General features: G+C 58.4%; 21 protein-coding genes. 12 read left to right on the top strand and 9 right to left on the bottom strand.

Going from position 1 to position 24122, the window contains the following annotated elements; all coding sequences use genetic code 11:
• Positions 1 to 65: 65 nt before the first annotated feature.
• Entirely contained in the window at positions 66 to 902 is an 837-nt protein-coding gene (locus tag QMK58_RS08470) for a S1 RNA-binding domain-containing protein (protein WP_053156365.1), read from the bottom strand.
• Between the two features lie 351 nt (positions 903 to 1253).
• Between QMK58_RS08470 and QMK58_RS08465 the strand changes: the two genes are divergently transcribed.
• The 3 genes from QMK58_RS08465 (at position 1254) to QMK58_RS08455 (ending at position 3319) form a co-directional block, all read left to right on the top strand.
• Positions 1254 to 1442 (top strand): hypothetical protein, encoded by a 189-nt coding sequence (locus QMK58_RS08465; RefSeq protein WP_015096330.1) that lies wholly within the window; start codon positions 1254 to 1256, stop codon positions 1440 to 1442.
• A gap of 207 nt (positions 1443 to 1649) precedes the next feature.
• Positions 1650 to 2372, top strand: coding sequence for a TorF family putative porin (locus QMK58_RS08460; protein WP_053156362.1), 723 nt, complete (start codon positions 1650 to 1652; stop codon positions 2370 to 2372).
• Between the two features lie 77 nt (positions 2373 to 2449).
• On the top strand, positions 2450 to 3319 hold the full coding sequence (locus QMK58_RS08455; protein WP_053156359.1) for a DUF6279 family lipoprotein: 870 nt from the start codon (positions 2450 to 2452) through the stop codon (positions 3317 to 3319).
• Between the two features lie 86 nt (positions 3320 to 3405).
• Here the strand turns inward: QMK58_RS08455 and QMK58_RS08450 are convergent, their stop codons facing one another.
• Complete coding sequence (locus QMK58_RS08450) at positions 3406 to 3795, bottom strand: hypothetical protein (protein WP_053156356.1); 390 nt, start codon at positions 3793 to 3795, stop codon at positions 3406 to 3408.
• A gap of 174 nt (positions 3796 to 3969) precedes the next feature.
• Between QMK58_RS08450 and QMK58_RS08445 the strand changes: the two genes are divergently transcribed.
• Positions 3970 to 4713, top strand: coding sequence for a DUF899 domain-containing protein (locus tag QMK58_RS08445; RefSeq protein WP_053156353.1), 744 nt, complete (start codon positions 3970 to 3972; stop codon positions 4711 to 4713).
• A 148-nt stretch (positions 4714 to 4861) separates the two neighbouring features.
• Complete coding sequence (locus QMK58_RS08440; protein ID WP_053156350.1) at positions 4862 to 5137, top strand: hypothetical protein; 276 nt, start codon at positions 4862 to 4864, stop codon at positions 5135 to 5137.
• Positions 5138 to 5203: 66 nt separating this feature from the next.
• Here QMK58_RS08440 and QMK58_RS08435 read toward each other — a convergent pair whose 3' ends face one another.
• The gene (locus QMK58_RS08435; RefSeq protein ID WP_053156346.1) at positions 5204 to 6544 is read right to left on the bottom strand and encodes a DEAD/DEAH box helicase; all 1341 of its coding nucleotides are present in this window, start codon (positions 6542 to 6544) and stop codon (positions 5204 to 5206) included.
• Positions 6545 to 6735: 191 nt separating this feature from the next.
• On the opposite strand from QMK58_RS08435, the gene QMK58_RS08430 reads away from it, so the two are divergent.
• The gene (locus tag QMK58_RS08430; protein WP_320396147.1) at positions 6736 to 8034 is read left to right on the top strand and encodes a mechanosensitive ion channel family protein; all 1299 of its coding nucleotides are present in this window, start codon (positions 6736 to 6738) and stop codon (positions 8032 to 8034) included.
• A gap of 78 nt (positions 8035 to 8112) precedes the next feature.
• Here the strand turns inward: QMK58_RS08430 and QMK58_RS08425 are convergent, their stop codons facing one another.
• From QMK58_RS08425 to QMK58_RS08415, 3 genes are all read right to left on the bottom strand, one after another.
• Positions 8113 to 8979 carry a carboxylate/amino acid/amine transporter gene (locus QMK58_RS08425; RefSeq protein ID WP_053156340.1) on the bottom strand — a complete coding sequence of 289 codons (867 nt, stop codon included), beginning with the start codon at positions 8977 to 8979 and terminating at the stop codon, positions 8113 to 8115.
• A gap of 340 nt (positions 8980 to 9319) precedes the next feature.
• Positions 9320 to 9919, bottom strand: coding sequence for an FMN-dependent NADH-azoreductase (locus tag QMK58_RS08420; RefSeq protein WP_053156337.1), 600 nt, complete (start codon positions 9917 to 9919; stop codon positions 9320 to 9322).
• 229 nt (positions 9920 to 10148) lie between these two features.
• Positions 10149 to 10463 (bottom strand): hypothetical protein, encoded by a 315-nt coding sequence (locus QMK58_RS08415; protein ID WP_053156334.1) that lies wholly within the window; start codon positions 10461 to 10463, stop codon positions 10149 to 10151.
• 49 nt (positions 10464 to 10512) lie between these two features.
• On the opposite strand from QMK58_RS08415, the gene QMK58_RS08410 reads away from it, so the two are divergent.
• The 5 genes from QMK58_RS08410 to aqpZ all read left to right on the top strand — a co-directional run bounded on the left by QMK58_RS08410 (position 10513) and on the right by aqpZ (position 15738).
• Complete coding sequence (locus QMK58_RS08410; protein ID WP_053156331.1) at positions 10513 to 11436, top strand: LysR family transcriptional regulator; 924 nt, start codon at positions 10513 to 10515, stop codon at positions 11434 to 11436.
• Positions 11437 to 11450: 14 nt separating this feature from the next.
• Positions 11451 to 12254 carry an alpha/beta hydrolase gene (locus tag QMK58_RS08405; RefSeq protein ID WP_320396146.1) on the top strand — a complete coding sequence of 268 codons (804 nt, stop codon included), beginning with the start codon at positions 11451 to 11453 and terminating at the stop codon, positions 12252 to 12254.
• 3 nt (positions 12255 to 12257) lie between these two features.
• Positions 12258 to 12815, top strand: coding sequence for a peptidylprolyl isomerase (locus QMK58_RS08400; protein ID WP_053156325.1), 558 nt, complete (start codon positions 12258 to 12260; stop codon positions 12813 to 12815).
• Positions 12816 to 12908: 93 nt separating this feature from the next.
• Complete coding sequence (locus tag QMK58_RS08395; RefSeq protein ID WP_053156419.1) at positions 12909 to 14741, top strand: ABC transporter ATP-binding protein; 1833 nt, start codon at positions 12909 to 12911, stop codon at positions 14739 to 14741.
• 298 nt (positions 14742 to 15039) lie between these two features.
• Positions 15040 to 15738: an aquaporin Z gene (gene aqpZ / locus QMK58_RS08390; RefSeq protein WP_053156322.1), complete on the top strand. Its 699-nt coding sequence runs from the start codon at positions 15040 to 15042 to the stop codon at positions 15736 to 15738.
• 12 nt (positions 15739 to 15750) lie between these two features.
• On the opposite strand, the gene QMK58_RS08385 is transcribed toward aqpZ, so the two are convergent.
• Positions 15751 to 16875, bottom strand: a complete 1125-nt coding sequence (locus QMK58_RS08385; protein WP_320396145.1) for a GNAT family N-acetyltransferase — start codon at positions 16873 to 16875, stop codon at positions 15751 to 15753.
• A 283-nt stretch (positions 16876 to 17158) separates the two neighbouring features.
• Between QMK58_RS08385 and QMK58_RS08380 the strand changes: the two genes are divergently transcribed.
• Positions 17159 to 18481, top strand: a complete 1323-nt coding sequence (locus QMK58_RS08380) for a putative porin (protein ID WP_053156315.1) — start codon at positions 17159 to 17161, stop codon at positions 18479 to 18481.
• Positions 18482 to 18710: 229 nt separating this feature from the next.
• Here QMK58_RS08380 and QMK58_RS08375 read toward each other — a convergent pair whose 3' ends face one another.
• Positions 18711 to 19832, bottom strand: a complete 1122-nt coding sequence (locus QMK58_RS08375) for a beta-ketoacyl-ACP synthase III (protein ID WP_053156312.1) — start codon at positions 19830 to 19832, stop codon at positions 18711 to 18713.
• 319 nt (positions 19833 to 20151) lie between these two features.
• A complete protein-coding gene (gene hrpA, locus QMK58_RS08370; protein WP_053156308.1) occupies positions 20152 to 24063 on the bottom strand; it encodes an ATP-dependent RNA helicase HrpA in 3912 nt (1303 codons plus the stop codon).
• Between the last annotated feature and the right edge of the window lie 59 nt (positions 24064 to 24122).

The following is a 24122-nucleotide window of genomic DNA, read 5'->3' as shown; positions in this document are numbered from 1 at the left end:
CTGCGATCTTTTGATTCTGATGACTAAACAGCAACGATCGCAGCCTGCGGCAGCTCCTACGGGGATCAGCTTAGTTCGATGCGATCGGCATGAATGACGATCTGGCCATTCTTGTACAGCGCACCAATGGCCTTTTTGAAGTTGCCCTTGCTGACACCGAACATGCTGCTGATCAATACCGGATCGCTCTTGTCGCTGATCGCCAAGCTGCCGTTGTTTTCGCGCAACTTGGCGAGGATCTTCGAGTTAAGGCTGGTCGCCGCTTCCTGGCCGACCGGTTGCAGGCTCAGGCTGATCTTGCCATCGGCACGCACTTCCTTGATGAAACCCTTCTCTTCCTTGCCGGCACGCATGAACTTGAAGATTTCGTTCTTGTGAATCAAGCCCCAGTGCTTGTTATTGATGATCGCCTTGAAGCCCATGTCAGTGGCTTCGGCAACCAGCAAATCGACCTCCTGGCCCGCGGTGTAGTTGGCCGGGGTCTTGTCCAGATAGCGGTCCAGGCGCGCAGTCGCGGTGATGCGGCGGGTGTGCTTGTCGAGGTAGACGTGCACCACCACGTACTCGCCGGCCGTCATCTGACGCTTCTCTTCGGAGTACGGCAGCAACAAATCCTTGGGCAGCCCCCAATCCAGGAATACCCCGATGCTGTTGACTTCAACAACTTTCAAACTGGCAAATTCACCGACTTGAACTTTCGGTTTTTCCGTCGTTGCGATGAGTTTGTCATCGCTGTCCAGATAAATAAAAACGTTGAGCCAGTCTTCATCTTCGCTGGGAATATCTTTGGGGATATAACGATTGGGCAAAAGAATTTCGCCATCCGCCCCACCGTCCAGATATAAACCGAAGTTAGTGTGTTTAACCACTTGCAAACTGTTGTAACGCCCGACTAAAGCCATGTCCAATACCCTCATTGCGTGGGCGGCATTCTACCCGGTTTTAACCGCTTCGTTGGGCGCTCGGCCCGGTGGCACGCGAAATTCCTCTGCGAGCCTTGGTTTTCCGGGGTTTGGGTTGTGCGACTGCCCGCTCGTCAGTCCGATTGGGGCAATTATGCCAAGCCCCGGCAGGCGCAACACTGCATTTTTTTTAGCAGTGAATTTAGTTAAAACAGCGACTTAGGGGAATAATTCGAAGATTGGCCAACTCTTTATTCCAGATAGGCCATCAGTCGATGCAGGGGATATTCGCCAAGCAATTATCCGGTGTTTCCTGTACGATGCATGGCCAAGTTAATTTTCTACAGGTTAATGGCCGCCATGCGCGTAAAAGCATCCACCAGCAAAGCAAAGCCAGCTCCAGCCGTCGAAACCAGCGAATCGATCAACAGCCAGATTGCTGCGTTCCTCAAGTCCGGCGGTGAAATCCAGCAAATTGCCAAAGGCGTCAGCGGCCAGACGTTCGGCCCGTCCAAGCAGATCACCTTGGGCAAAAAGTAATACCCCTCGCGTCACCTGGTCCTCAAGCGCTTTGAAGCTCGAAGCGCTTGGACTGGAACCCCTCTTGCATCACCTCTTGCTGCAACCCATCGTTTAAAAATCGACGAACGGCCCTTTATGCCGATCATTCGCCGGTATCCTTGCACGCGTCTGGATCAAGCGTTTCAGCCGATTTTTCATCGGCACCCGCTGCTCAAGGAGTGACGCATGCTCAAATTTTCCTGTTTATCGCTTCTGTTCGTCGGCTTGCTGGCCAGTTCACTGGCGCACGCCCAGATCTTTCAGCGCGAACTGGGTGATTTCGACCTCAAGCTCGGCACCAGCCCCAGTCGCAGCATGGCCCAGGGTCTGGTCAAACCCAATGCTGTCGGCTCGTTCCACGGTGGCCTGGACCTGAGCCACGACAGCGGCTTTTACGTTGGCCAATGGGCGCCGAGCATGGGCATCAGTCCTGGCAAAAACCTTGAGATCGATTCCTACGTCGGTTTTAAACAGCCCTTCGACCAAACCCTGGGTTACGAAGTCGGCATGATCCGCTACAGCTACCCTGAAGTCGAAACCCTGAACAGCCAGGAGCTTTTCGGTGGGCTGACCTTGCTGGGCAGCCGTTTTGGCGTTGCGTTCAGCAATGACCCGGACAAACAAAACAACACCCTTTTTGCGGACCTGGGCGGTAATCAACCGTTCGGCATCGGTGTCAGCATGAAATACACCACTCACCAACTCAATGCACCGGTCGCGGTGGATGGCGGGTATGTAGGCAGTTTTACCGATTGGTCGCTGAAATTGTCCCGCCCGTTCATGGGCATCGATCTGGACCTGATCTACAGTGATTCAAGCCTGCGGGGCAGCGATTGCCCGGCCTACTCCGGTCACAACAGTCAGTGCGACGCACTGGTCACCCTCAAGGCTGTGCACGCGTTCTATTGATCGGCTGAACTGCCGGGCTCATCCTGCGTTCACATGAGAATCAGTTCCCGAAGGCAGGCTTTCGCAAGGACTCGCCCATGTCTCGCTGGCTCGCACATATGGCAATTGCGCTCACCGTCACCCTCGCGCTGGGCGCATGCAGTCGCATGGGCCTGGCTTACCGCAACCTCGATGTAATCATCCCCTGGACACTCAGCGATTACCTGGACATGAACGGCGAGCAAAAGAGCTGGCTGGATGAGCGCCTGAAAGAACACCTGAGTTGGCACTGCAGCACTCAACTGCCGGGTTACCTCGATTGGCTGGACCGGTTGCAATCAATGGTCGCCGACAACCAGGTCACTGATGCCGCGCTGCAAGCCCGAGCCAATGAAGCTCGGCAAGCGATTGCCGAAACCGCTTTGGAAATTACCCCTTCAGCCATACAGCTATTGCAAGGGCTGGATGACAAGCAAGTTGCAGAAATGAACGATGCCTTCGCCAAAGACCAGCGCAAACGCCAGGAGCAGTACCTCAAGCCGCCCCTCGCCCAGCAAATCAAGGAACGAGCCGAACGCATGGAGAAGCGCCTTGACGACTGGATGGGGCCGCTTGGTTCAGCGCAGAAACAGCGTGTCGTGACGTGGTCCAATGCACTTGGCGAACAAAACACCCAATGGATCGCCAACCGTGTCCACTGGCAGAAACAGTTCAGCGCGGCCGTGGCGCAACGCCAAAGTCCGGAATTCCCACAGAGAATCGAGACGCTACTGGTCAATCGCGAACGCTTATGGACACCGGCCTACCGCGAGGCCTTTGCCACCACGGAAGCCCAGGCGCGGGCGCTGTTCGTCGACTTGATGGCTGAGAGCACGCCGACGCAACGGCAACGGTTACTGACGAAGATTGAGGGTGTGAAGAAAGATTTCAGTGATTTGAAGTGCCTGAAAGCGGCCAAACAAAGTTGAAAGATCAGCAGATCGCAGCCTTCGGCAGCTCCTACGGATCAATCGTAGGAGCTGCCAAAGGCTGCGATCTGCTGATGTTTGAAGTGTTAGGCAATCTGCGCCCTCGACGCCACTTCATCAAATGTCACCTCATCCAGCGCATCCTCCTGCTCATCCAACACCTGGCGAGGATGATCATTGCCCGGAATGCTGCTGTCGATCAGGCTCAAGAGGCTCGATCCGCGCGGCGTCAAAATATAATTCGAACCTGTACCGCCCTGTTCTTCAGGCCGAGGTTCAATGTAGCCCCGCTCCAGTAACAGCTTTTCGTATTCACCTGCCACCGCTTTGAGATGGTCCAGGTTCTCTGTCTGCTCACCTTCGGTCGCTTTTTGCGCCACATACTGCTCGGCATACGGCCTTGGGGTAAAGCTGGCTTCACCATGCTGCACTTCATGCAGCAGGCGCTCGATCAAATCCCAGTTATAAGTCGTCATCCTGCAACCTCCGGTGCCCACGAGTGAGGGCCTTCATAGCTTGTGACCGATGCAGCCCGTAGCCGTTCAGCCGAGGTTTTTACCGAGACCGACCGGCGGTCTGTCGAATTGAACGCGGGTCAAACGACTAGGCTGTGTAAGTCCACTCCCAGCCCCACGCAGGAGAACAACACCATGAACATTCAGAATCATCCCGTCGTGTCGCGGGAAGAATGGCTAGCCGCCCGCAAACAGCACCTGGCCCACGAAAAAGCCTTCACCAAGGAAAGGGACAGACTCAGCGCCGAACGCCGAGCACTGCCTTGGGTAAAAATCGACAAGGACTACCACTTTCAGGGACCGAACGGAGAGTTGAAACTGGCTGATCTTTTCGGCGGTCGCAGCCAGTTGGTCATTTACCACTTCATGTTTGCCGAAGGCTGGGACGAAGGTTGCCCTGGCTGTTCCTTCCTCTCGGACCATATCGACGGCGCCAATCAGCATCTGGCTCATCATGATGTGGCCGTGGTGGCGGTGTCCCACGCACCGTTCGCCGAGTTCCAGGCCTTCAAGCGACGCATGGGGTGGAAATTCGACTGGCTCTCGTCAGAAGGTTGCGATTTCAACTACGACTTTGGCGTAACAGCAAGGGCCGAAGACGTCGCCGCGGGAAAGGCTACCTACAACTACGAAAAAACTGACGGTGCCGAAGAAGAGCTCCCGGGTCTCAGCGTGTTTTATCGCAAAGAAGCCGGGGATATCTTCCACACCTATTCAACCTATGCCCGAGGTTTGGACATGCTGGTCGGTACTTACAACTATCTCGACCTGACGCCGAAGGGGCGCAATGAAGAAGAGATCATGGAATGGGTGCGGCATCACGACAAGTATGAGGACAAGGCGTCGGCGGGTTGCTGCCATGGTGGCGGCCAGGTTTGAAACCGAGTCGCGGCGGATCGCGAGCATGCTCGCTCCTACAAGTGTGTGGGCGGACTTTCGGCGCGGTCCTCAACCCCTTGACTGAACTTTCCATCGTCGTTAGCGCTCAACCGGTTAACCCGCCTTAACCGGAACTGAGGCCTGCCCCATGAAATCACTATTGAAGTTCACCCTCGCCGCCACCTTGATCTGTGCCTTGCCTGCCTGGGCTTGCACTCCCGAAGAGGCTACGCAAAAACGCGAACAGCTGGCCCGGGAAGTGACCAAGCTGACAGAACAGAATCCGGCAAAGGCCAAAGAGATCAACGATGAATTGCAGAAGATGGATTTGGGAACCGCGGCCAAGGATTTGCCGGACAAGTGCCAGTTGATCGATCAGCGTTTGAAAGAGTTGGATACGGCGGAGAAAAAAACCGAGAGCTGATGATTACAATCTTTTAAATAAAAAAACCGGACAATGTCCGGTTTTTCTATCAGCAGGTACCGCGCGTTACTCGGCTGCCGGCGCTTCCGGCTTGCGGCGCTTGAGCGGGGCCATGCCGTCGCTGCTCACCAGGGAGTCGCTTTTCGGCCGGTTGGCGCTCTTGCGCTTGGTCGGGGTCTTGGCGGCGGTTTTCTTCTTGTCGCCCTTCGCGTCGGTCTTTTTCTTCTTCACGCCGACGGCTTTACCCGAGGCTTTGACCTTTTTCGGTCCGCCGTAGGTGCCTTTGACTTCCTTGATGGTGCGACGCTCGAAGCTTTGCTTGAGGTAGCGCTCGATGCTCGACATCAGGTTCCAGTCGCCATGGCAGATCAACGAGATCGCCAGGCCATCGTTACCGGCGCGACCGGTACGACCGATGCGGTGAACGTATTCGTCGCCGCTGCGCGGCATGTCGAAGTTGATCACCAGGTCCAGGCCGTCCACGTCCAGACCGCGAGCGGCAACGTCGGTGGCCACCAGGATCTTCACACCGCCCTGTTTCAGACGATCGATCGCCAGCTTGCGATCTTTCTGGTCTTTCTCGCCGTGCAGCACGAACGCTTTGTATTCCTGCGCCACCAGACGTCCGTAGATACGGTCAGCCATGGCCCGGGTGTTGGTGAAGACGATGGCCTTCTGGTAGGTCTCGTTGGCCAGCAGCCAGTTCACAATCTGCTCTTTGTGCTGGTTGTGGTCAGCGGTGATGATTTGCTGGCGAGTGGTTTCGTTTAGCTGGCTGACCGCATTGAGCTGCAAGTGCTCAGGGTTGTTCAGGACCTTGGCAATCATCTCGCGCAGACCCGAACCACCGGTGGTGGCGGAGAACAGCATGGTCTGCTGACGATTGGTGCACTCGTCGACCAGACGCTGCACGTCATCGGCAAAGCCCATGTCGAGCATGCGGTCGGCTTCGTCGAGTACCAGTACTTCAACTTCCTTCAGGTCGAGGTTGCCGGCGTTCAGTTGCTCGATCATCCGGCCCGGCGTACCGATCAGGATGTCCGGCACCTTGCGCAGCATGGCGGCCTGGACCTTGAAATCTTCGCCGCCAGTGATCAGGCCGGACTTGATGAAGGTGAACTGCGAGAAGCGTTCAACTTCTTTCAAGGTCTGCTGGGCCAGCTCACGGGTCGGCAACAGGATCAGGGTCTTGATGCTGACGCGAACCTTGGCCGGGCCGATCAGGCGGTTGAGGATCGGCAAAACGAATGCAGCGGTCTTGCCGCTACCGGTTTGCGCTGTCACCCGCAGGTCACGCCCTTGGAGCGCCAGCGGAATAGCCGCGGCTTGCACAGGCGTTGGCTCGACAAATTTCAGCTCGGCCACGGCTTTGAGCAGGCGTTCGTGCAGGGCGAATTGGGAAAACACGGGTGCTACCTCGAAGAAATACAAAAAAACAGCTGCATAGGGTAACGGTTTCGAGCGCTTAGGCCGAGTTTCTTTGTGCAAAAGGCAGTAAACAGTGGTTTTTTTGTTGCCTGTTTTGTCACCACCGGTAATACAAAGCGTCTTAAATGCTCTAATCACCTCTCTGCCTTACAGAAGAATCGTGCTTGCCCATGGAAATCAAACAGCTCTGGCTCAACGCCCAAGAACTCTGGAGTGCGCTGGAAAACCACCCGCGCGTGTACTGCGCACTGGCACTGCTGGTGCTGCTGAGCATCGCCCTGGTACTCGGACGAGTGGCGCGTTACCTCATTCTGCACGGCGTCAAATTGCTCGGTCGCCAACCGGCGATGTTCTGGCTCAATGACTTTCTCGAAAACAAAGTGTTCCATCGTCTGGCACAGGTTGTGCCCTCGCTGGTGATCCAGTTCGGTTTGAACCTGATCCCCGAGCTGAACAAGGCCACCCTGAATTTCCTCGGCAACGTCGCCCTCGCCTTCACCTTTCTGTTTCTGCTGCTGGCGGTCAGCGCCCTGCTCAATGCCTTGCTGGACATCTACGCGCGTACCGAACACGCCCGCACCCGCTCGATCAAAGGCTATGTGCAGCTGACGAAAATGGTCTTGTACATCTTCGGCTCAATCATCATCGTCGCCACCTTGATCGACCGCTCACCGTTGTTGCTGCTGTCAGGCCTGGGGGCGATGTCGGCGGTAATTCTGTTGGTCTACAAGGACACCCTGCTGTCGTTCGTGGCCAGCGTGCAGTTGACCAGCAACGACATGTTGCGGGTGGGCGACTGGATCGAAATGCCCCAGGTCGGCGCCGATGGCGATGTGGTGGACATCACCCTGCACACGGTCAAGGTGCAGAATTTCGACAAGACCATCGTGTCCATCCCCACTTGGCGCCTGATGTCCGAGTCGTTCAAGAACTGGCGCGGCATGCAGGCTTCCGGGGGACGCCGGATCAAGCGCAGCCTGTTCATCGACGCCAGCGGTGTGCGCTTTTTACGCGATGAAGAAGAATTCAAGCTCTCGCAGGTCCACCTGCTGACCGACTACATGACCCGCAAACAGGCCGAACTCCGGGCCTGGAACGAAGCTCAGGGCAACGTCGCGGCGATGTCGGCCAACCGCCGCCGGATGACCAACATCGGCACCTTCCGCGCCTATGCGCTGGCTTATCTGAAGAGCCATGCGGACATCCAGCCGAACATGACCTGCATGGTTCGACAAATGCAGACCACGGCCCAAGGCATTCCACTGGAAATCTACTGCTTTACCCGCACCACGGCATGGGCCGATTACGAGCGCATTCAAGGGGATATTTTTGATTACTTGCTGGCGGTGCTGCCGGAGTTCGGCTTGAGCCTGTATCAGCAACCGAGCGGAACGGATTTGCGTTCCGGGCTACTGCCGGCGGTGTTGGGCGCGAGCCACATTCCCGAGCAGGAAAAACGCTTGATGTAATCCACACCCCTTTAGGAGCTGCCGAAGGCTGCGATCTTTTGATGTTCAAGATCAAAAGATCGCAGGCTGCGCCAGCTCCTACACCAGGCTTGCTTCTCGCCTGATGCCCAACCGACTGATCCACACCGCCATCAAAATCACCGAACCACCCAGCAACAACCGCCCCAGCTCCTCATGCTGATTCCAGATCAGCAGATTGATCAACAGCCCCACCGGCACATGCAAATTGTTCATCACCGCCAACGTGCCGCCGCTGACCAGGCACGCCCCCTTGTTCCACCAGTACAGCCCCAACGCAGTGGAAACCAGGCCGAGGAACAGCAACACGCCCCATTGCAGCGGTGCTTCGGGCAGGAAGTTCTGCTTGCCGAACAGCAAAAACGCCGGCAATGCCACCGCCAGCGCACCGAGGTAAAAGTAGCCGAAGCGCCGGTAATGCGGCAGATCGCTCGGATGCCGCGCGACCAGGTGTTTGTACAGTACCTGCCCGGCGGCATAGGTGAAGTTGGCCAGTTGCAGCAACAGGAAGCCCATGAAGAAGTCCGGGTTGATCCGGTCAAAGCGAATCACCGCCGCCCCCGCCACTGCCACCAGGGCCGCGATCAAGGCCCAGGGATTGAAACGGCGATTGAGTGCGTCTTCGATCAAGGTCACGTGCAACGGCGTGAGGATGGTGAACAGCAAGACTTCCGGCACCGTCAGCACGCGAAAGCTCAGGTACAGGCAGACGTAGGTCACGCCGAACTGTAACGCACCGATCAGCAACATGCCGCGCATGAACGCCGGTTCCACCGAACGCCAGCGGGTCAGTGGAATGAACACCAGCCCCGCCAGCAGCACGCGCACCAGCACGGCGAAGTAACTGTCGACATGACCGGCCAGGTATTCGCCGATCAAGCTGAAGGAAAACGCCTGGATCAGCGTGACAAAAAGTAGATAGCCCATGCTCGCCTCATTTCGATTGGCGGCGACGATAGCGGGTTTTGCTGCTGATCGCGAACCCCCAAACAATACAAACCCTGTAGCAGCCGGCTTGCTGGCGTTGAGGGCGTGTCAGCCAACGATGATATTGCCTGACACCCCGCTATCGCCGGCAAGCCGGCTCCTACGGGTTCTGTGGTGTTTTGCGCAATCGCAGGCAAAAAAAAGCCCGATCTCGCTAAAGCGTTCAATCGGGCTGGAGCACTCAGGAGCAACAAGTGCGAAGGGAGGTCGATGCGCGTACAGGCTTGAAGGGTTGCGCCAGGTCACTAGACCATCGAGCGATTATCTGGCGATTAACAGATCAGGCCACCAGGGAAAGCTTGGCGTTCGCCTGGTTCAGGCCTTTCTCCTGGAAGTCGCCCCCCAGGTTCATGCCTTCAGCGTGGATGAACGTCACATCGTGAATGCCGATGAAGCCCATCACCTGACGCAGGTACGGTTCCTGATGATCGGCAGTGCTGCCAGCGTAGATCCCGCCGCGGGCAGTCAGCACGTAGGCGCGCTTGCCGCTGAGCAGGCCTTGCGGTCCGGTTTCGGTGTATTTGAAGGTCACGCCGGCACGCAGTACATGGTCGAGCCAGGCTTTCAGGGTGCTGGGAATCGCAAAGTTGTACATCGGCGCAGCCATCACAAGCACGTCGGTGGCGAGCAATTCGTCGGTCAACTGGTTGGAGCGTTCCAGAGCGACCTGCTCTATGTCATTGCGCTGCTCGGCGGGTTTCATCCAGCCGCCCAACAAGTTGATATCCAGGTGCGGTACCGGGTTGACGGCCAGGTCACGCACGGTGATCTGGTCGTTCGGGTGCGCGGCTTGCCACTGTTTGACGAAGGTCTGGGTCAGCTGACGGGAAACCGAGTCTTGCTGACGGGCACTGCTTTCGATGATCAGAACGCGGGACATTGGATGTAGCCTCCATCTGAGAATGCTGTAGGTCGATGGAGTGAAGGTTAAACAGAGTCATATCGATGAAAAAGCGCAAATAACTGCTATAACCCATCAATAAATTCGTTTATAAGCAACCCATGTCCTATGCCCTTCGTAAGAGCGAGCATGCTCTCGCGAGGGTATACAGACACCGTGATATCGATTGACCCACCGTATCGCGAGCAAGCTCGCTCCTGCAGAAGGGCTATTTCGGGGTGCAGGTCAGTTCGATACGCAGCTTGATAATGTTGCGGCTGAATTTGGCGGTTGCTGTTTTATGTTTGCCGGCCGCCACATCGAATTTGCGTGTGCGCGGGGCTTCCGGGCCATTGCTGAAAACCGCCTTGCAGCTCGCATCGACATCGCCGTAGTTGGCCACCCGAATCGAGCCGATATCGCTATCGGTATCGAAGGTTTCGTAGTCGATCTTCATGTCGTTGAGTTTTTTGTTCACATCGATCGGATAAGCAAACGCCATCAACGGCAACATCGCCAGCAGCACGCAACAGACTTTCTTCATTCGGCAGGCTCCAATAAGGGCTGCCAGCTTAGGACAAGAGGAGCTCAACATGAAAGCGCCCCGCGTGACCCTTGATCAATGGCGAACGCTTCAAGCCGTGGTCGATCACGGTGGCTTCGCCCAGGCCGCCGAGGCTTTGCATCGCTCGCAATCGTCGGTCAGCTACACCGTGGCGCGCATGCAGGACCAGCTCGGCGTGCCATTGCTACGCATTGATGGCCGCAAAGCAGTACTGACCGAAGCCGGCGGCGTGTTGTTGCGTCGCTCGCGGCAATTAGTGAAACAGGCCAGCCAACTGGAAGACCTCGCCCACCATATGGAGCAAGGCTGGGAGGCTGAAGTGCGCCTGGTGGTTGATGCCGCTTACCCGAGCGCCCGCCTCGTGCGTGCGTTGACTGCGTTCATGCCGCAAAGCCGTGGCTGCCGCGTGCGCCTGCGTGAAGAAGTGCTGTCGGGCGTGGAGGAAGTGCTGCTCGAAGGTGTGGCGGACCTGGCCATCACGGGCTTCAGCATTCCCGGTTACCTGGGGGCGGAATTGAGCGACGTCGAATTCGTCGCGGTGGCCCACCCGGAGCACCACCTGCACCGCCTCAACCGCGAGCTGAACTTCCAGGATCTGGAAAGCCAGATGCAAGTGGTGATCCGCGACTCCGGCCGCCAGCAACCTCGGGACGTTGGCTGGCTCGGCGCCGAGCAGCGCTGGACGGTCGGCAGCCTGGCCACCGCCGCGACGTTCGTCAGCAGCGGTCTGGGTTTTGCCTGGCTGCCCCGGCACATGATCGAGCGGGAATTGAAGGAAGGGACGCTCAAGCTGCTACCGTTGGATCAGGGCGCAAGCCGCAACCCGAGCTTCTACCTGTACTCGAACAAGGACAAACCGCTGGGGCCGGCCACGCAAATTCTCATCGAACTGCTGCGTACCTTCGACACCGCGCCGCTGGATGCACCGTTCGCCGCCCCTGAACAAGCCTGACACGGAGTGTATGCATGGCCTATTTCGAACACGAAGGTTGCAACCTGCACTATGAGGAATATGGCCACGGCGCGCCGCTGCTGCTGGTCCATGGACTCGGTTCCAGCACGCTGGACTGGGAGAAGCAGATCCCGGCGCTTTCGACCCGCTATCGGGTCATCGTCCCGGATGTGCGAGGCCACGGTCGCTCGGACAAACCCCGGGAGCGCTACAGTATTGCCGGGTTCAGCGCTGATCTGATTGCCCTGATGGAGCATCTGAACCTGGGTCCGATCCATTATGTGGGCTTATCCATGGGCGGCATGATCGGCTTTCAACTGGGTGCGGATCAGCCACAACTGCTCAAGAGCCTGTGCATCGTCAACAGTGCGCCGCAGGTCAAACTGCGTACCCGCGACGATTACTGGCAGTGGTTCAAGCGCTGGAGCCTGATGCATGTGTTGAGCCTGGGCACCATCGGCAAGGCACTGGGAAGCAAACTGTTCCCGAAACCCGAGCAGGCCGACTTGCGGCAAAAGATGGCCGAGCGCTGGGCAAAAAACGACAAACATGCTTATCTCGCCAGTTTCAATGCCATTGTGGGCTGGGGGGTTCAGGAACGACTTTCGAAGGTATCCTGTCCAACGCTCATCGTCAGCGCCGACCGTGATTACACACCGGTTTCGCTGAAGGAAAACTACGTAAAACTGCTGCCTGATGCGCGGTTGGTGGTCATTGACGATTCTCGCCACGCCACGCCATTGGATCAGCCGGAAGCATTCAACCAGACGCTGCTCGAGTTCCTCACCGCAGTCGACACCACCACTCAGGATCATTGACCCATGCTGAAAAAAATCGCCCTCGCCGCTGGCTCCGTTCTGTTTGCCGCCAACCTGATGGCCGCGACGCCTGCAACAGCGCCGCACGTTCTGCTGGAGACCACCAACGGCCAGATCGAAATCGAACTGGACGCGGTCAAGGCCCCGATCAGTACCAAGAACTTCCTTGAGTACGTCGACAAAGGCTTCTACAACAACACGATTTTCCACCGAGTAATCCCGGGCTTCATGGTTCAGGGCGGCGGATTCACTCAACAGATGCAACAAAAAGACACCAGCGCACCGATCAAGAACGAATCGAAAAACGGCCTGCACAATGTGCGCGGCACCTTGTCCATGGCCCGTACTTCGGTGCCTGATTCGGCCACCAGCCAGTTCTTCATCAACGTCAAGGACAACGACTTCCTCGACCAGGGTGATGGCTACGCGGTATTCGGCAAAGTGGTCAAAGGCATGGACGTGGTGGACATCATCGTCAACTCGCCAACCACCACGCGTGGCGGCATGAAAGACGTACCGGCCGACCCGGTATTCATCAAGTCGGCCAAGCGCATCGACTGAGACTAAGCTGGACAAGGACGTCCGAGCCGTTGCCGGTGCTGCCGGCAACGCTCAAACCGTTTAAAGGAGAGCCCCTTTGTGGGCGAAAAACCGATGCTTTATCGCCGTTTTGAAAAACTGATCGATATTTTCCGTGATGCACCGACGGCGTCCCCGCCGGACCGGGTCTTCCCTTTTTATACCTATTACCTCAAGCAGGTGTGGCCAAGCTTTGCCGCCCTGTTGATCGTCGGACTGTTCGGTGCCTTGATCGAAGTGGCGCTGTTCAGCTACCTGAGCCGCATCATCGACCTGGCACAGGGCGAGCCGAACGTTAACCTGTTCAAGGAACACGGCCTGGAACTGGCCTGGATGGTGGTCGTTGCATTGGTCCTGCGCCCCATTTTCGTAGGTCTTCATGACCTGCTGGTGCACCAGACCCTGAGCCCCAGCATGACCAGCATGATTCGCTGGCAGAATCACAGCTACGTGCTCAAACAGAGCCTGAATTTTTTCCAGAACGACTTCGCCGGGCGCATCGCCCAGCGCATCATGCAAACCGGTAACTCACTCCGCGATTCCGCCGTTCAGGCCGTGGACGCACTGTGGCATGTGCTGATCTACGCCATCAGCTCGCTGGTGCTGTTCGCCGAAGCCGACTGGCGCCTGATGATCCCGTTGCTGACCTGGATCATCGCCTTCATCGGTGCCCTCTATTACTTCGTGCCACGGGTCAAGGACCGCTCGGTGCTGGCGTCCGACGCACGTTCCAAACTGATGGGGCGGATTGTCGACGGCTACACCAACATCACCACCCTGAAACTGTTCGCCCACACCAACTTCGAGCAACAATACGCCCGCGAAGCGATCAAGGAACAAACCGAAAAAGCCCAACTGGCGGGCCGCGTCGTCACCAGCATGGACGTGGTCATCACCAGCATCAACGGCTTGCTGATCGTCAGCACCACGGGGTTGGCCCTGTGGCTGTGGACGCAGTCGCTGATCACTGTGGGCGCAATTGCCCTGGCCACTGGCCTGGTGATCCGCATCGTCAACATGTCCGGCTGGATCATGTGGGTGGTGACCGGCATTTTCGAAAACATCGGCATGGTTCAGGACGGCTTGCAGAGCATTTCGCAACCGGTGTCCGTCACCGATCGCGATCAGGCCAAACCCCTGGCCGTGGCCCGTGGAGAAGTACGCTTCGAACACGTCGATTTTCACTATGGCAAGCAGAGCGGGATCATCGGCGACCTCAATCTGACCATCAAGCCCGGGGAAAAAATCGGCTTGATCGGTCCATCCGGTGCGGGTAAGTCGACGCTGGTAAACCTGCTGCTGCGCCTCTACGACGTCGAAGGCGGACGCATCCTGATCGATGGCCAGAACATCGCTGACGTCAGCCAGGAAAGCCTGCGTGAACGCATCGGCATGATCACCCAGGACACGTCGTTGCTGCACCGTTCGATCCGCGACAATTTGCTGTATGGCAAACCCGACGCCACTGATGCCGAACTCTGGGAAGCGGTACACAAGGCCCGAGCCGACGGGTTCATCCCGTCGCTCTCGGACGCCGAAGGCCGTAGCGGTTTCGATGCCCATGTCGGTGAGCGCGGGGTGAAGCTTTCCGGTGGTCAGCGCCAGCGCATCGCCATCGCCCGGGTGCTGCTCAAGGATGCGCCGATCCTGATCATGGACGAGGCCACCTCGGCACTGGATTCAGAGGTTGAAGCAGCGATCCAGGAAAGCCTCGAAACCCTGATGCAGGGCAAAACCGTGATCGCCATCGCCCATCGGCTCTCGACCATCGCCCGGATGGACCGGTTGGTGGTGCTGGAAAACGGCAAGATCGCCGAGACCGGCAGCCACGCCGAACTGCTCGCCCATGGCGGTTTGTATGCGCGGTTGTGGCAGCACCAGACCGGTGGGTTTGTCGGGATCGATTGAGTTTGCGGTGGCCCCAAAACCTGCAGGAGCGAGCCTGCTCGCGATAGCGATGGACCCGACGACCTGGCTGTTTACTGACACTGCGCCATCGCGAGCAGGCTTGCTCCTACAAAGGTCGCGTGATGTCTGAGGAACCTTTAGAACCGCCAGAACCTGTCAACAACGGGCCCTGGCGTTTTTTTATGCTCGCTGGAATTCTGAAAAAACCGTGCTGTACTCACTTCAACATTCTGGAGGTGGTTCTGCAGTCCATCGGCTGGATGCACAAGGCGGCATAATCTCGATAGGGCACTCTCTCATGTCTCTGTTCAAACGTTCGGCTACAGAGTTGGTAGGCACGTTCTGGCTGGTGTTGGGTGGTTGCGGCAGTGCGGTACTGGCCGCAGCTTTTCCGGACGTGGGGATCGGTCTGCTGGGTGTGTCCTTCGCATTCGGTCTGACGGTGCTGACCATGGCGTTTGCCATCGGCCATATTTCCGGTTGTCACCTCAACCCGGCGGTGTCGCTGGGCCTGGTGGTCGGCGGACGCTTTCCGGCCAAGGAACTGCCGGCCTACATCATCGCCCAGGTGATTGGCGGGGTAATCGCAGCCGCCCTTCTGTACTTCATCGCCAGCGGCAAGCCAGGCTTTGAACTGGCCTCCGGCCTGGCGTCCAACGGCTATGGCGAACATTCCCCTGGCGGCTACTCGATGGCGGCGGGCTTCGTCTGTGAATTGGTGATGACCGCGATGTTCATCCTGATCATCCTCGGTGCCACCGACAAACGTGCGCCGGCTGGCCTTGCACCGATTGCCATCGGCCTGGGGCTGACGCTGATCCACCTGATCTCGATCCCGGTGACCAACACCTCGGTCAACCCGGCGCGCAGCACCGGTCCGGCGCTGATTGTCGGTGGCTGGGCGATTCAACAACTCTGGATGTTCTGGATCGCCCCATTGCTCGGTGCGGTAGTCGGCGGTGTGCTGTATCGCTGGTTGGGCAAAGAAGAGAACTGACCGCTAACATGATCAGCCTTGCCGGTAAGGCAGGGCTGATCTCGCTTCTTCTGCGTAACCCAGTACGCCAAGCCGCTCCTGCGCCAGAAAATCCTTCACCGCCGCTTTCAAACCCGGATGACGCAAGTAGTGCCAGGAGTGCGTAATCACCGGTTCGAATCCGCGAATCAGCTTGTGCTCACCCTGCGCCCCGGCATCGAAACGCTGGAAACCGTTGGCGATCGCATAGTCCATGCCCTGGTAGAAACAGGTCTCGAAATGCAGCCGATCGAACTCCGCCAGGCATCCCCAGTAGCGTCCGTAAAAGCTGTCGCCCCCCACCAGACTGAACGCCATCGCCACCGGACGTGAGCCCTGCCTGGCCAGCACTACCCGAATCGATTCCGGCATACGCTCGGCCAACAGACTAAAAAATTCCCGGGTCAGATAAGGCGTTTGCCGACGCACCGCGTACGTATTGGCGTAGCAGGCATAAACAAAATCCCACTGCGCCTCGCTCAGTTCCCGCCCTTCGAGCCATTCAAAATCGAAACCCTGCCCCACCACCTGTTCACGTTCCTTGCGCATCTGCTTGCGTTTGCGCGAACTCAAGGCATCGAGGAAATCCTGAAAATCCCGATAACCGCGGTTCTGCCAGTGGTACTGACAGCCGATGCGTTGCAACCAGCCGGGCTGCTCACTCAAGGCGGTATCGGTGAACGGGTCGGTGAAATTGATGTGGGCACTGGAGAGCTGTTCGATTTCGAGGTAGCCCGGCAAGCTTTTCAATAATTCAAAACCGTCCTCGACCGTGGCGGCCAACAGACGTGGCCCACTGACCGGGCTGAACGGTACGGCGGTCAGCAACTTGGGGTAATAGTCGATGCCGGCACGCTCACAGGCATCGGCCCAGGCGTGATCAAACACGTACTCGCCGTAAGAGTGCCATTTACGGTAACTGGGCAGCGCCGCGATCAGGCGATCACCGTCCATGTGCAACAGATGCTCAGGCTGCCAGCCGGAATGCGGACCGACGCTGCCACTGTCCTCGAGCGCGCTCAAAAAAGCATGACGCAGAAAAGGCTGCGTCTCGGGCACCAGGGTATCCCACGTCTGCGGGGCGATTTCTGACAGTCTTTGCAGGCGTTGCAACGGCATCACCGTCCTCACTCTTTTATGGTGCGAAAGCCTTGCGAGTATCGCTTATCGCTCCCCGTTGCACACGGGCATTTGGACGAAGGCGCTCTAACTCAAGGGTTCACGATGACTTCGTATCGTCATCGACATGCCATCACATTGCCACTGCTTTGTAATAAACCATCGCGATACTGGCGCCTGTTTTTAGAGCGTCGGGTTCTAACCCGGCCACTGTTTTCCGTCCATCAATGGTCGGTTGTGCCCTGGATGATTCAGTCATCCACTCTCATCTTCGGAGATTGATATGCGTCTTGCTTCCACGAAAACTGCGGCGGCCCTCTGTGGCAGCCTGATGCTGGCCATGAGTGTTTCGGCCAACGCCGCAGTCGACGCCAAACTGCTCGACATGCTCAAGGCTAACGGCTCGATTACCAACGCGCAGTACAGCGAACTGCAGGCCGAACTGGCCCGGGACCAGAAAGATCAGCAAATTGCCCGTCAGGCTCAACAAGAGACCAATGAGCAAATCGCCGCGACCGCGAAGAAAACCGACGCCCTGAGCACCTTCGACCAGAAACTGGCGTGGGCCGCCAAGACCCAATTCAAGGGTGACGTGCGTTTCCGTCAGGAAAACGTGCACAACGACGGCGTTTCGAACAACAAAGACCAGGATCGCCAGCGCATTCGTGCCCGCCTGGGTGCGTTCACCGAGATCAACCCGCAAGTCGACACCGGTATTCGTATCGCCACCGGTAGCAGCGACGATGCGCGCTCGACCAACCAGGACCTGAACAACTACTTCGACAAGAAGCAGATCTGGCTCGACCTGGGCTACGTCGATTACCACCCCGACGCCATCAAGAACCTGCACCTGATCGGCGGCAAGATGCTGCAGCCGTGGGTGAGCATGGGCGACATCATCTGGGACAGCGACATCAACCCGGAAGGTCTGGCCGTCACTTACAAATATCCACTGGGTAACACCGAACTGTTCGGTAGCGCCGGTCACTACACCCTCAAGGACAACGTTGATGGTGAGGGTGTGCAGTTCAAACACGACTTGCGTCTGTACGCTGGCCAGTTGGGTGCGCGCTTCGCCATTACCGACAACCTGAAAATGACCTTGGGCGGCAGTATCTACGCCTACGACAACGATGACAGTAGCGCCTGCCCTACCACCGGCAGCGTCACCGCACCGTGCGCGCTGGCCGTCAACGGCAACAGCCCGGGCGAGCAGTTCAAGCTGTACGAAGGTTTTGGTCAGCTGGAAATCGGTGGTCTGCCAATGCCACTCTCGCTGTACGGCCAGATCGTCAACAACGACGATGCCAGCAACGATCAGGACATGGGCTGGCTGGCTGGCGTCAAGACCAAGTTCTACGGCTTCGGCGTGGACTACAACTACCGCGACGTGCAGCGTAACGCAGTGGTCGGCGCGTTCACCGACTCCGACTTTGCCAACGGCTACACCGGATCACGCGGCAGCAAGCTGAAAGTAAGCTACGAACTGGACAAGAACTTCACCCTGGGCGCGACGTACTTCATGGCTAACTCTGACTACACCAACGCGACCCTCAAGGACTCCGACATCAACACCCTGCAACTGGATGCTGAAGCGAAGTTCTGATTCACCCCGCTACACGCCTCCGGCAAGGATGCCTGAGCCCCTTTTACAGCCTGGTGTTGATGTATCGGTCCCCATCATCCTCCGATACTTCATCGCCGGGCTGTTTGTTTTTTGGCTTTACCCACATACAAAAAAGATCGCAGCCTGCGGCAGCTCCTACCTTGATCGATAAACTCGATCCCGTGGGAGCTGCCGCAGGCTGCGATCTTTTTTAGTTACAGCAACACGATCAGCGCTTGCGCAGCAACACGCTACCAATCGAGTATCCGGCGCCGAACGAGCTGAGCACCGCCAGCGAGCCGGCAGCCAGATCATCCTGGTTCTTGTGGAACGCAATCACCGAACCTGCGGAGCTGGTGTTGGCGTAGGTGTCGAGAATCACCGGCGCTTCCTGTTCGGTGGCGTCGCGGCCGAGCAGTTTCCTGACGATCAGGTGATTCATGCTCAGGTTGGCCTGGTGCAGCCAGAAACGCTTCACGTCACTGATGTTGAGCTGGTTTTCTTCCAGATGCGCCGCGATCAGCTCGGCCACCATTGGGCAGACTTCCTTGAACACCTTGCGGCCTTCCTGCACGAACAATTTGTCCTTGGCACCGATGCCCTCTTCCGCCGCGCGGTTGAGGAAGCCGAAGTTGTTGCGGATGTTGTTGGAGAACTTGGTCAGCAACTTGGTGCTGACAATATCGAACTGATGCTTGGACGTCGCAAGGTCAGCACGCTCGATGATCACGGCAGTGGCCGCATCGCCGAAGATGAAGTGGCTGTCGCGGTCACGGAAGTTCAGGTGACCAGTGCAAACTTCAGGGTTGACCATCAGGATCGCCCGGGCCTGGCCCAGCTTCACGCTGTTGGCGGCGGTCTGGATGCCGAAGGTCGCCGAGGAGCACGCCACGTTCATGTCAAAGCCGAAGCCCTGAATGCCCAGCGCTTCCTGAACTTCGATGGCAATCGCCGGATAAGCGCGTTGCAGGTTGGAGCAGGCGACGATCACGCCGTCGATGTCCGCCGCGGTCTTGCCGGCACGTTGCAAGGCTTGCTCGGCAGCGCCGATGGCCATTTGGCAAAGGACCGACCACTCGTCGTTGGAACGCTCCGGCAGGCGCGGTGCCATACGCTGCGGGTCGAGGATGCCTTCCTTGTCCATGACAAAGCGGCTCTTGATGCCGGACGCTTTTTCGATGAAGGCTGCGCTGGACTCGGTCAACGCCTGGACTTCACCACGTGCGATGGCGTCGGCGTTATCGGTGTTGAATTGCGCCACATAGGTATTGAAAGACTGCACCAGCTCTTCGTTGGAGATGCTGCTGGCCGGGGTGTACAGGCCGGTGCCGCTGATGACGACGTTATGCATGGTCGTGTCTCTAATCTGTTCAGGCAGAAAGCATTGGCACCGACGTACCAACACACAAGGGGTCTATTCCCATCCGGGGAGGCAAACCTGGCATCGCTTTATTCCGGCCTGCCCGCAGCGTGAAGGCTCAAAACCGCGGGGCCGGCGTTTATAGGCGCGAAGTTTGCCATAAACCTTGGGTTTTCGCCCTATTTGCGAGATGACTTGACCTGAAACGGCGTTTCGGAATGGGGATGGCTAACCTGTAGGAGCCGGCTTGCTGGCGAAAGCGCCTTGAAGAACGCCATCGCCAGCAAGCCGGCTCCTACAGGGGGCCGTGTCAGGGTTCGACCTGGGTCCACTGCTTGCTCAGGCGTTTGTCGGAGATCGGGACCTTGGTCCCCAACTGCTGGGCGAACAATGAAACCCGGTACTCCTCGAGCCACCAGCGATACAGTTCCAACTGCGGATCGCGCTTGCCTTCCTGGGCATGCTTGTTGGCGCGGGTCTGGTATTGCGTCCACAGGCCGGACAATTCGCCGCTCCAGACCCTGTCCCGCTGCACCTGGGCACCGATTTTTTCGAAGCGCTGTTCGATGGCTTTGAGATAACGCGGCAATTCCTTGAGCCACTGCATCGGCGTTTCCCGGACAAACCCCGGATACACCAGATGGCTGAGTTGTTGTTTGATGTCGTTCAGGGCCACGGCTTGCGCCAGGTCGATCTTGCCTTTGAAGCGTTTTTGCAGACCGTGCCACAGCTTGAGGATTTCCAGCGTCAGCTTCGCCACGCGTTCGGCGTGCTCGGTCCAGGCGCTACGCTTGCGCTCGGCCAGCGATGCCAAACCGGCGCCGTCACGGGGTAATGGGTCTTCACCTTCAAGAATGCAGCTGTCGAGGCTGGCCAGCAGAATGTCTTCCACCAACGCATCGACACGTCCCATGTCGCGGTACAGCAGGCCCAATTCGGTCAAGCCCGGTAACTTGCCACGCAGGAACTTGGCAGGCTCGGCCAGTTGCTGCATCAGCAGGCGTTGCAACGCACGACGATGCTGGAACTCGGCTTCGGCTGGCGTCGAGAAGCGGCCTTCCTTGACCGTACCGCCCTCTTCCACCAAGGCCGGATAAACCGTCATCGACAGCCCGGCAATCTTCTGCTGGGTTTTCTCGGCCACGGCAGCGAACACTTTCGGCTCGACCGGTTGCTGGCTTTTCGCGGTTTGCGGTACCGCCAAAGCAGCCTGGCTGGCTTCGACAAAGCGGGCCGTCAGTTCAGCCAGATCACGGCCCTCGCCGAGGAACTTGCCCTGTGCATCGACGATTTCCAGGTTCATCCGCAGATGGCTTTCGACCTGCTGCGCCGCTTCGCTCCAGGCTTCATCGCTGACACGAGCGCCGGTCATGCGCAGCAGCTCACGGCCCAACGCCTGGGGCAGCGAGCCCTCGGCAAAGGTCATGCGCTGCAACGCCGCTTTGACGAAATCGGGTACCGGCACGAAATTCTTGCGCAGGGCTTTGGGCAGGTTTCGCACCAGGGCAATGCACTTGGCTTCGATCAAACCCGGCACCAGCCATTCCAGGCGCTCCGGCGGCAGCATCGGCAACAGTGGTGCCGGCACGCGCAAGGTCACGCCGTCACGTGGATGGTTCGGTTCGAAGTGGTAGCTCAAGGCCAATTCCAGATCGCCGATGTGCAGGGTGTCCGGGTAATGCTGGGCGGTGACTTCACTGGCTTCGCGGGCCAGTACGTCCTCTTCGCGCATGATCAGCAGCTGCGGGTCTTTCTGGCTGTTGATTCGGTACCAACTGTCGAAGGTCGCGGTCTGGTGGATCTCCGCCGGAAGCCTTGCATCGTAGAAGGCATACAGGGTTTCTTCGTCGGCGAGAATGTCGCGGCGACGGGCCTTGGCTTCCAGCTCGTCGAGTTGTTCCAGCAGTTGCTTGTTGGCGGTCAGACACTTGGCACGGGACTGAATTTCGCCACGCACCAGCGCTTCACGAATAAACAACTCGCGGGACACCCCCGGGTCGACCGGGCCGTAGTGCACGGGACGACGACCGACCACGATCAAGCCGAACAGGGTGATCTGCTCGAACGCAACCACCTGGCCGCGCTTCTTCTCCCAATGCGGCTCGAAGTGGTTTTTCTTGATCAGGTGCCCGGCCAGCGGTTCGATCCAGTCGGCGTCGATCTTCGCCACCATACGTGCGTAGAGCTTGGTGGTTTCCACCAGTTCGGCGGTCATCAGCCACTGCGGGCGCTTCTTGCCGATGCCCGACGACGGATGAATCCAGAAGCGCCGCTGACGCGCACCGAGGTAATCGCCATCTTCAGTTTTCTGGCCGATCTGGCTGAGCAGGCCCACCAATACCGCTTTGTGCAGTTTCGGGTAATCCGCCGGCTCTTTATTGAGGCTCAACTGCATGTCGCGGCAGATCAGGCTCAACTGGCGATGGGAGTCACGCCATTCACGCAAGCGCAGGTAATTGAGGAAATTCTTGCGGCACCAATTGCGCAGTGGACTGGCCGTCAGCGCCTGGCGCTGCTCTTCAAAACCACGCCACAGATTGACCAGCCCGGCGAAATCCGAATCGGTGTCTTTCCATTGAGCATGGGCCTGATCCGCCGCTTGCTGGCGTTCCGGCGGTCGCTCGCGCGGGTCCTGGATCGACATGGCGCTGGCGACGATCAGCACTTCCTGCAAGCTGCCAAGCCTGGCCGCTTCAATCAGCATGCGCCCCATGCGCGGGTCCACCGGCAGCCGCGCCAACTGACGACCGAGCGGGGTAAGCTGGCTGTTGCGGTCCACTGCCGAGAGCTCCTGCAGCAGGTTGTAACCGTCGCTGATCGCCTTGCCATCCGGCGGTTCGATGAACGGAAACGCGGTGACCTCGCCGAGACGCAGGTGCAGCATCTGCAAAATAACGGCGGCGAGGTTGGTACGCAGGATTTCCGGATCGGTAAATTCCGGGCGCCCGAGGAAATCTTCTTCGCTGTAGAGGCGGATGCAGATACCCGGTTCGACCCGTCCGCAGCGCCCCTTACGCTGGTTGGCGCTGGCTTGTGAAACCGCTTCGATGGGCAGGCGCTGGACCTTGGCGCGGTAGCTGTAGCGACTGATGCGTGCGGTGCCGCTGTCGATCACGTAACGGATGCCCGGCACGGTCAGCGAGGTTTCCGCGACGTTGGTCGCCAGCACCACGCGACGCCCAGGGTGGGACTGGAAAATCCGTTGTTGCTCGGCCGGCGACAGTCGAGCGTACAACGGCAGAATCTCGGTGTGCTTGAGCTGGGCCTTGCGCAGCATGTCTGCCGCGTCACGAATTTCACGCTCGCCCGGCAGGAACACCAGCACGTCACCGGGACTGCGGCGTTCGCTGCGCTCAAACGCGGCGATTTCATCGAGGGTGGCGAGGATCGCCTGATCCACCGTCAGGTCGTCCTCGACGCGGTTGCCCTCTTCGTCCTGCTCAAGCGTCAGCGGTCGATACCAGGTGTCCACCGGGAAGGTGCGGCCAGACACCTCGACAATCGGCGCATCGTCGAAGTGCCTGGAGAACCGCTCCAGGTCGATGGTTGCCGAGGTGATGATGACTTTCAGGTCCGGGCGACGCGGCAACAGGGTTTTCAGGTAGCCGAGCAGAAAGTCGATATTGAGGCTGCGTTCGTGGGCTTCGTCGACGATGATCGTGTCGTAGCGTTCCAGGTAGCGGTCGTTCTGGGTTTCTGCCAGCAGAATGCCGTCGGTCATCAGTTTGATCAGGGTGTTGGAATCGCTCTGATCCTCGAACCGCACCTGATAGCCGACCAAGGCGCCCAATGGCGTGCCCAATTCTTCGGCTACGCGACTGGCTACGCTGCGCGCAGCAATCCGGCGCGGCTGGGTGTGGCCGATCAGGCCGTGTTGACCGCGACCGATTTCCAGGCAGATCTTCGGCAACTGGGTGGTTTTACCCGAGCCGGTTTCGCCAGCGATGATCAGCACCTGATGCTTTTCCAGCGCCTTCTTGATTTCGTCGCGCTTGGCGGCGATGGGCAGGCTGTCGTCGTAACGGATTACCGGCAGGCTAGCCTTGCGCGCCAGCACCTGATCGCAGGACGCCTGCATCCGCGCCACCCACTGGGCCAGCTTGGCCTCGTCGGGTTTCTTGCGCAGCTCAAGCAACTGCCGCCGCAGCCGGTGGCGGTCGGCGAGCATGGCGTGATCGAGGTTTTTCAGCAGTTTGTCGATGGAGGGCGATTCGTCGGTCATCGGGTACGCAATTCAGTCGTCTAGTGGCGCAGGGTGCCGATTGTCGCAGATTTGAAGGA

The sequence above is a fragment of the Pseudomonas sp. P8_241 genome, assembly GCF_034008315.1.
In the GTDB taxonomy this organism is placed as follows: domain Bacteria; phylum Pseudomonadota; class Gammaproteobacteria; order Pseudomonadales; family Pseudomonadaceae; genus Aquipseudomonas.
Note: the sequence above shows the minus strand (reverse complement) of the source record. Positions and strands in the feature narration are given on the sequence as shown.

Excerpts from the sequence above, each read along its gene's own strand:
- QMK58_RS08470 (WP_053156365.1), bottom strand. The coding sequence starts at position 902 with ATGGCTTTAGTCGGGCGTTACAACAGTTTGCAAGTGGTTAAACACACT.
- QMK58_RS08465 (WP_015096330.1), top strand. The coding sequence starts at position 1,254 with ATGGCCGCCATGCGCGTAAAAGCATCCACCAGCAAAGCAAAGCCAGCT.
- QMK58_RS08460 (WP_053156362.1), top strand. The coding sequence starts at position 1,650 with ATGCTCAAATTTTCCTGTTTATCGCTTCTGTTCGTCGGCTTGCTGGCC.
- QMK58_RS08455 (WP_053156359.1), top strand. The coding sequence starts at position 2,450 with ATGTCTCGCTGGCTCGCACATATGGCAATTGCGCTCACCGTCACCCTC.
- QMK58_RS08450 (WP_053156356.1), bottom strand. The coding sequence starts at position 3,795 with ATGACGACTTATAACTGGGATTTGATCGAGCGCCTGCTGCATGAAGTG.
- QMK58_RS08445 (WP_053156353.1), top strand. The coding sequence starts at position 3,970 with ATGAACATTCAGAATCATCCCGTCGTGTCGCGGGAAGAATGGCTAGCC.
- QMK58_RS08440 (WP_053156350.1), top strand. The coding sequence starts at position 4,862 with ATGAAATCACTATTGAAGTTCACCCTCGCCGCCACCTTGATCTGTGCC.
- QMK58_RS08430 (WP_320396147.1), top strand. The coding sequence starts at position 6,736 with ATGGAAATCAAACAGCTCTGGCTCAACGCCCAAGAACTCTGGAGTGCG.
- QMK58_RS08425 (WP_053156340.1), bottom strand. The coding sequence starts at position 8,979 with ATGGGCTATCTACTTTTTGTCACGCTGATCCAGGCGTTTTCCTTCAGC.
- QMK58_RS08420 (WP_053156337.1), bottom strand. The coding sequence starts at position 9,919 with ATGTCCCGCGTTCTGATCATCGAAAGCAGTGCCCGTCAGCAAGACTCG.
- QMK58_RS08415 (WP_053156334.1), bottom strand. The coding sequence starts at position 10,463 with ATGAAGAAAGTCTGTTGCGTGCTGCTGGCGATGTTGCCGTTGATGGCG.
- QMK58_RS08410 (WP_053156331.1), top strand. The coding sequence starts at position 10,513 with ATGAAAGCGCCCCGCGTGACCCTTGATCAATGGCGAACGCTTCAAGCC.
- QMK58_RS08405 (WP_320396146.1), top strand. The coding sequence starts at position 11,451 with ATGGCCTATTTCGAACACGAAGGTTGCAACCTGCACTATGAGGAATAT.
- QMK58_RS08400 (WP_053156325.1), top strand. The coding sequence starts at position 12,258 with ATGCTGAAAAAAATCGCCCTCGCCGCTGGCTCCGTTCTGTTTGCCGCC.
- QMK58_RS08395 (WP_053156419.1), top strand. The coding sequence starts at position 12,909 with ATGCTTTATCGCCGTTTTGAAAAACTGATCGATATTTTCCGTGATGCA.
- aqpZ (WP_053156322.1), top strand. The coding sequence starts at position 15,040 with ATGTCTCTGTTCAAACGTTCGGCTACAGAGTTGGTAGGCACGTTCTGG.
- QMK58_RS08385 (WP_320396145.1), bottom strand. The coding sequence starts at position 16,875 with ATGCCGTTGCAACGCCTGCAAAGACTGTCAGAAATCGCCCCGCAGACG.
- QMK58_RS08380 (WP_053156315.1), top strand. The coding sequence starts at position 17,159 with ATGCGTCTTGCTTCCACGAAAACTGCGGCGGCCCTCTGTGGCAGCCTG.
- QMK58_RS08375 (WP_053156312.1), bottom strand. The coding sequence starts at position 19,832 with ATGCATAACGTCGTCATCAGCGGCACCGGCCTGTACACCCCGGCCAGC.
- hrpA (WP_053156308.1), bottom strand. The coding sequence starts at position 24,063 with ATGACCGACGAATCGCCCTCCATCGACAAACTGCTGAAAAACCTCGAT.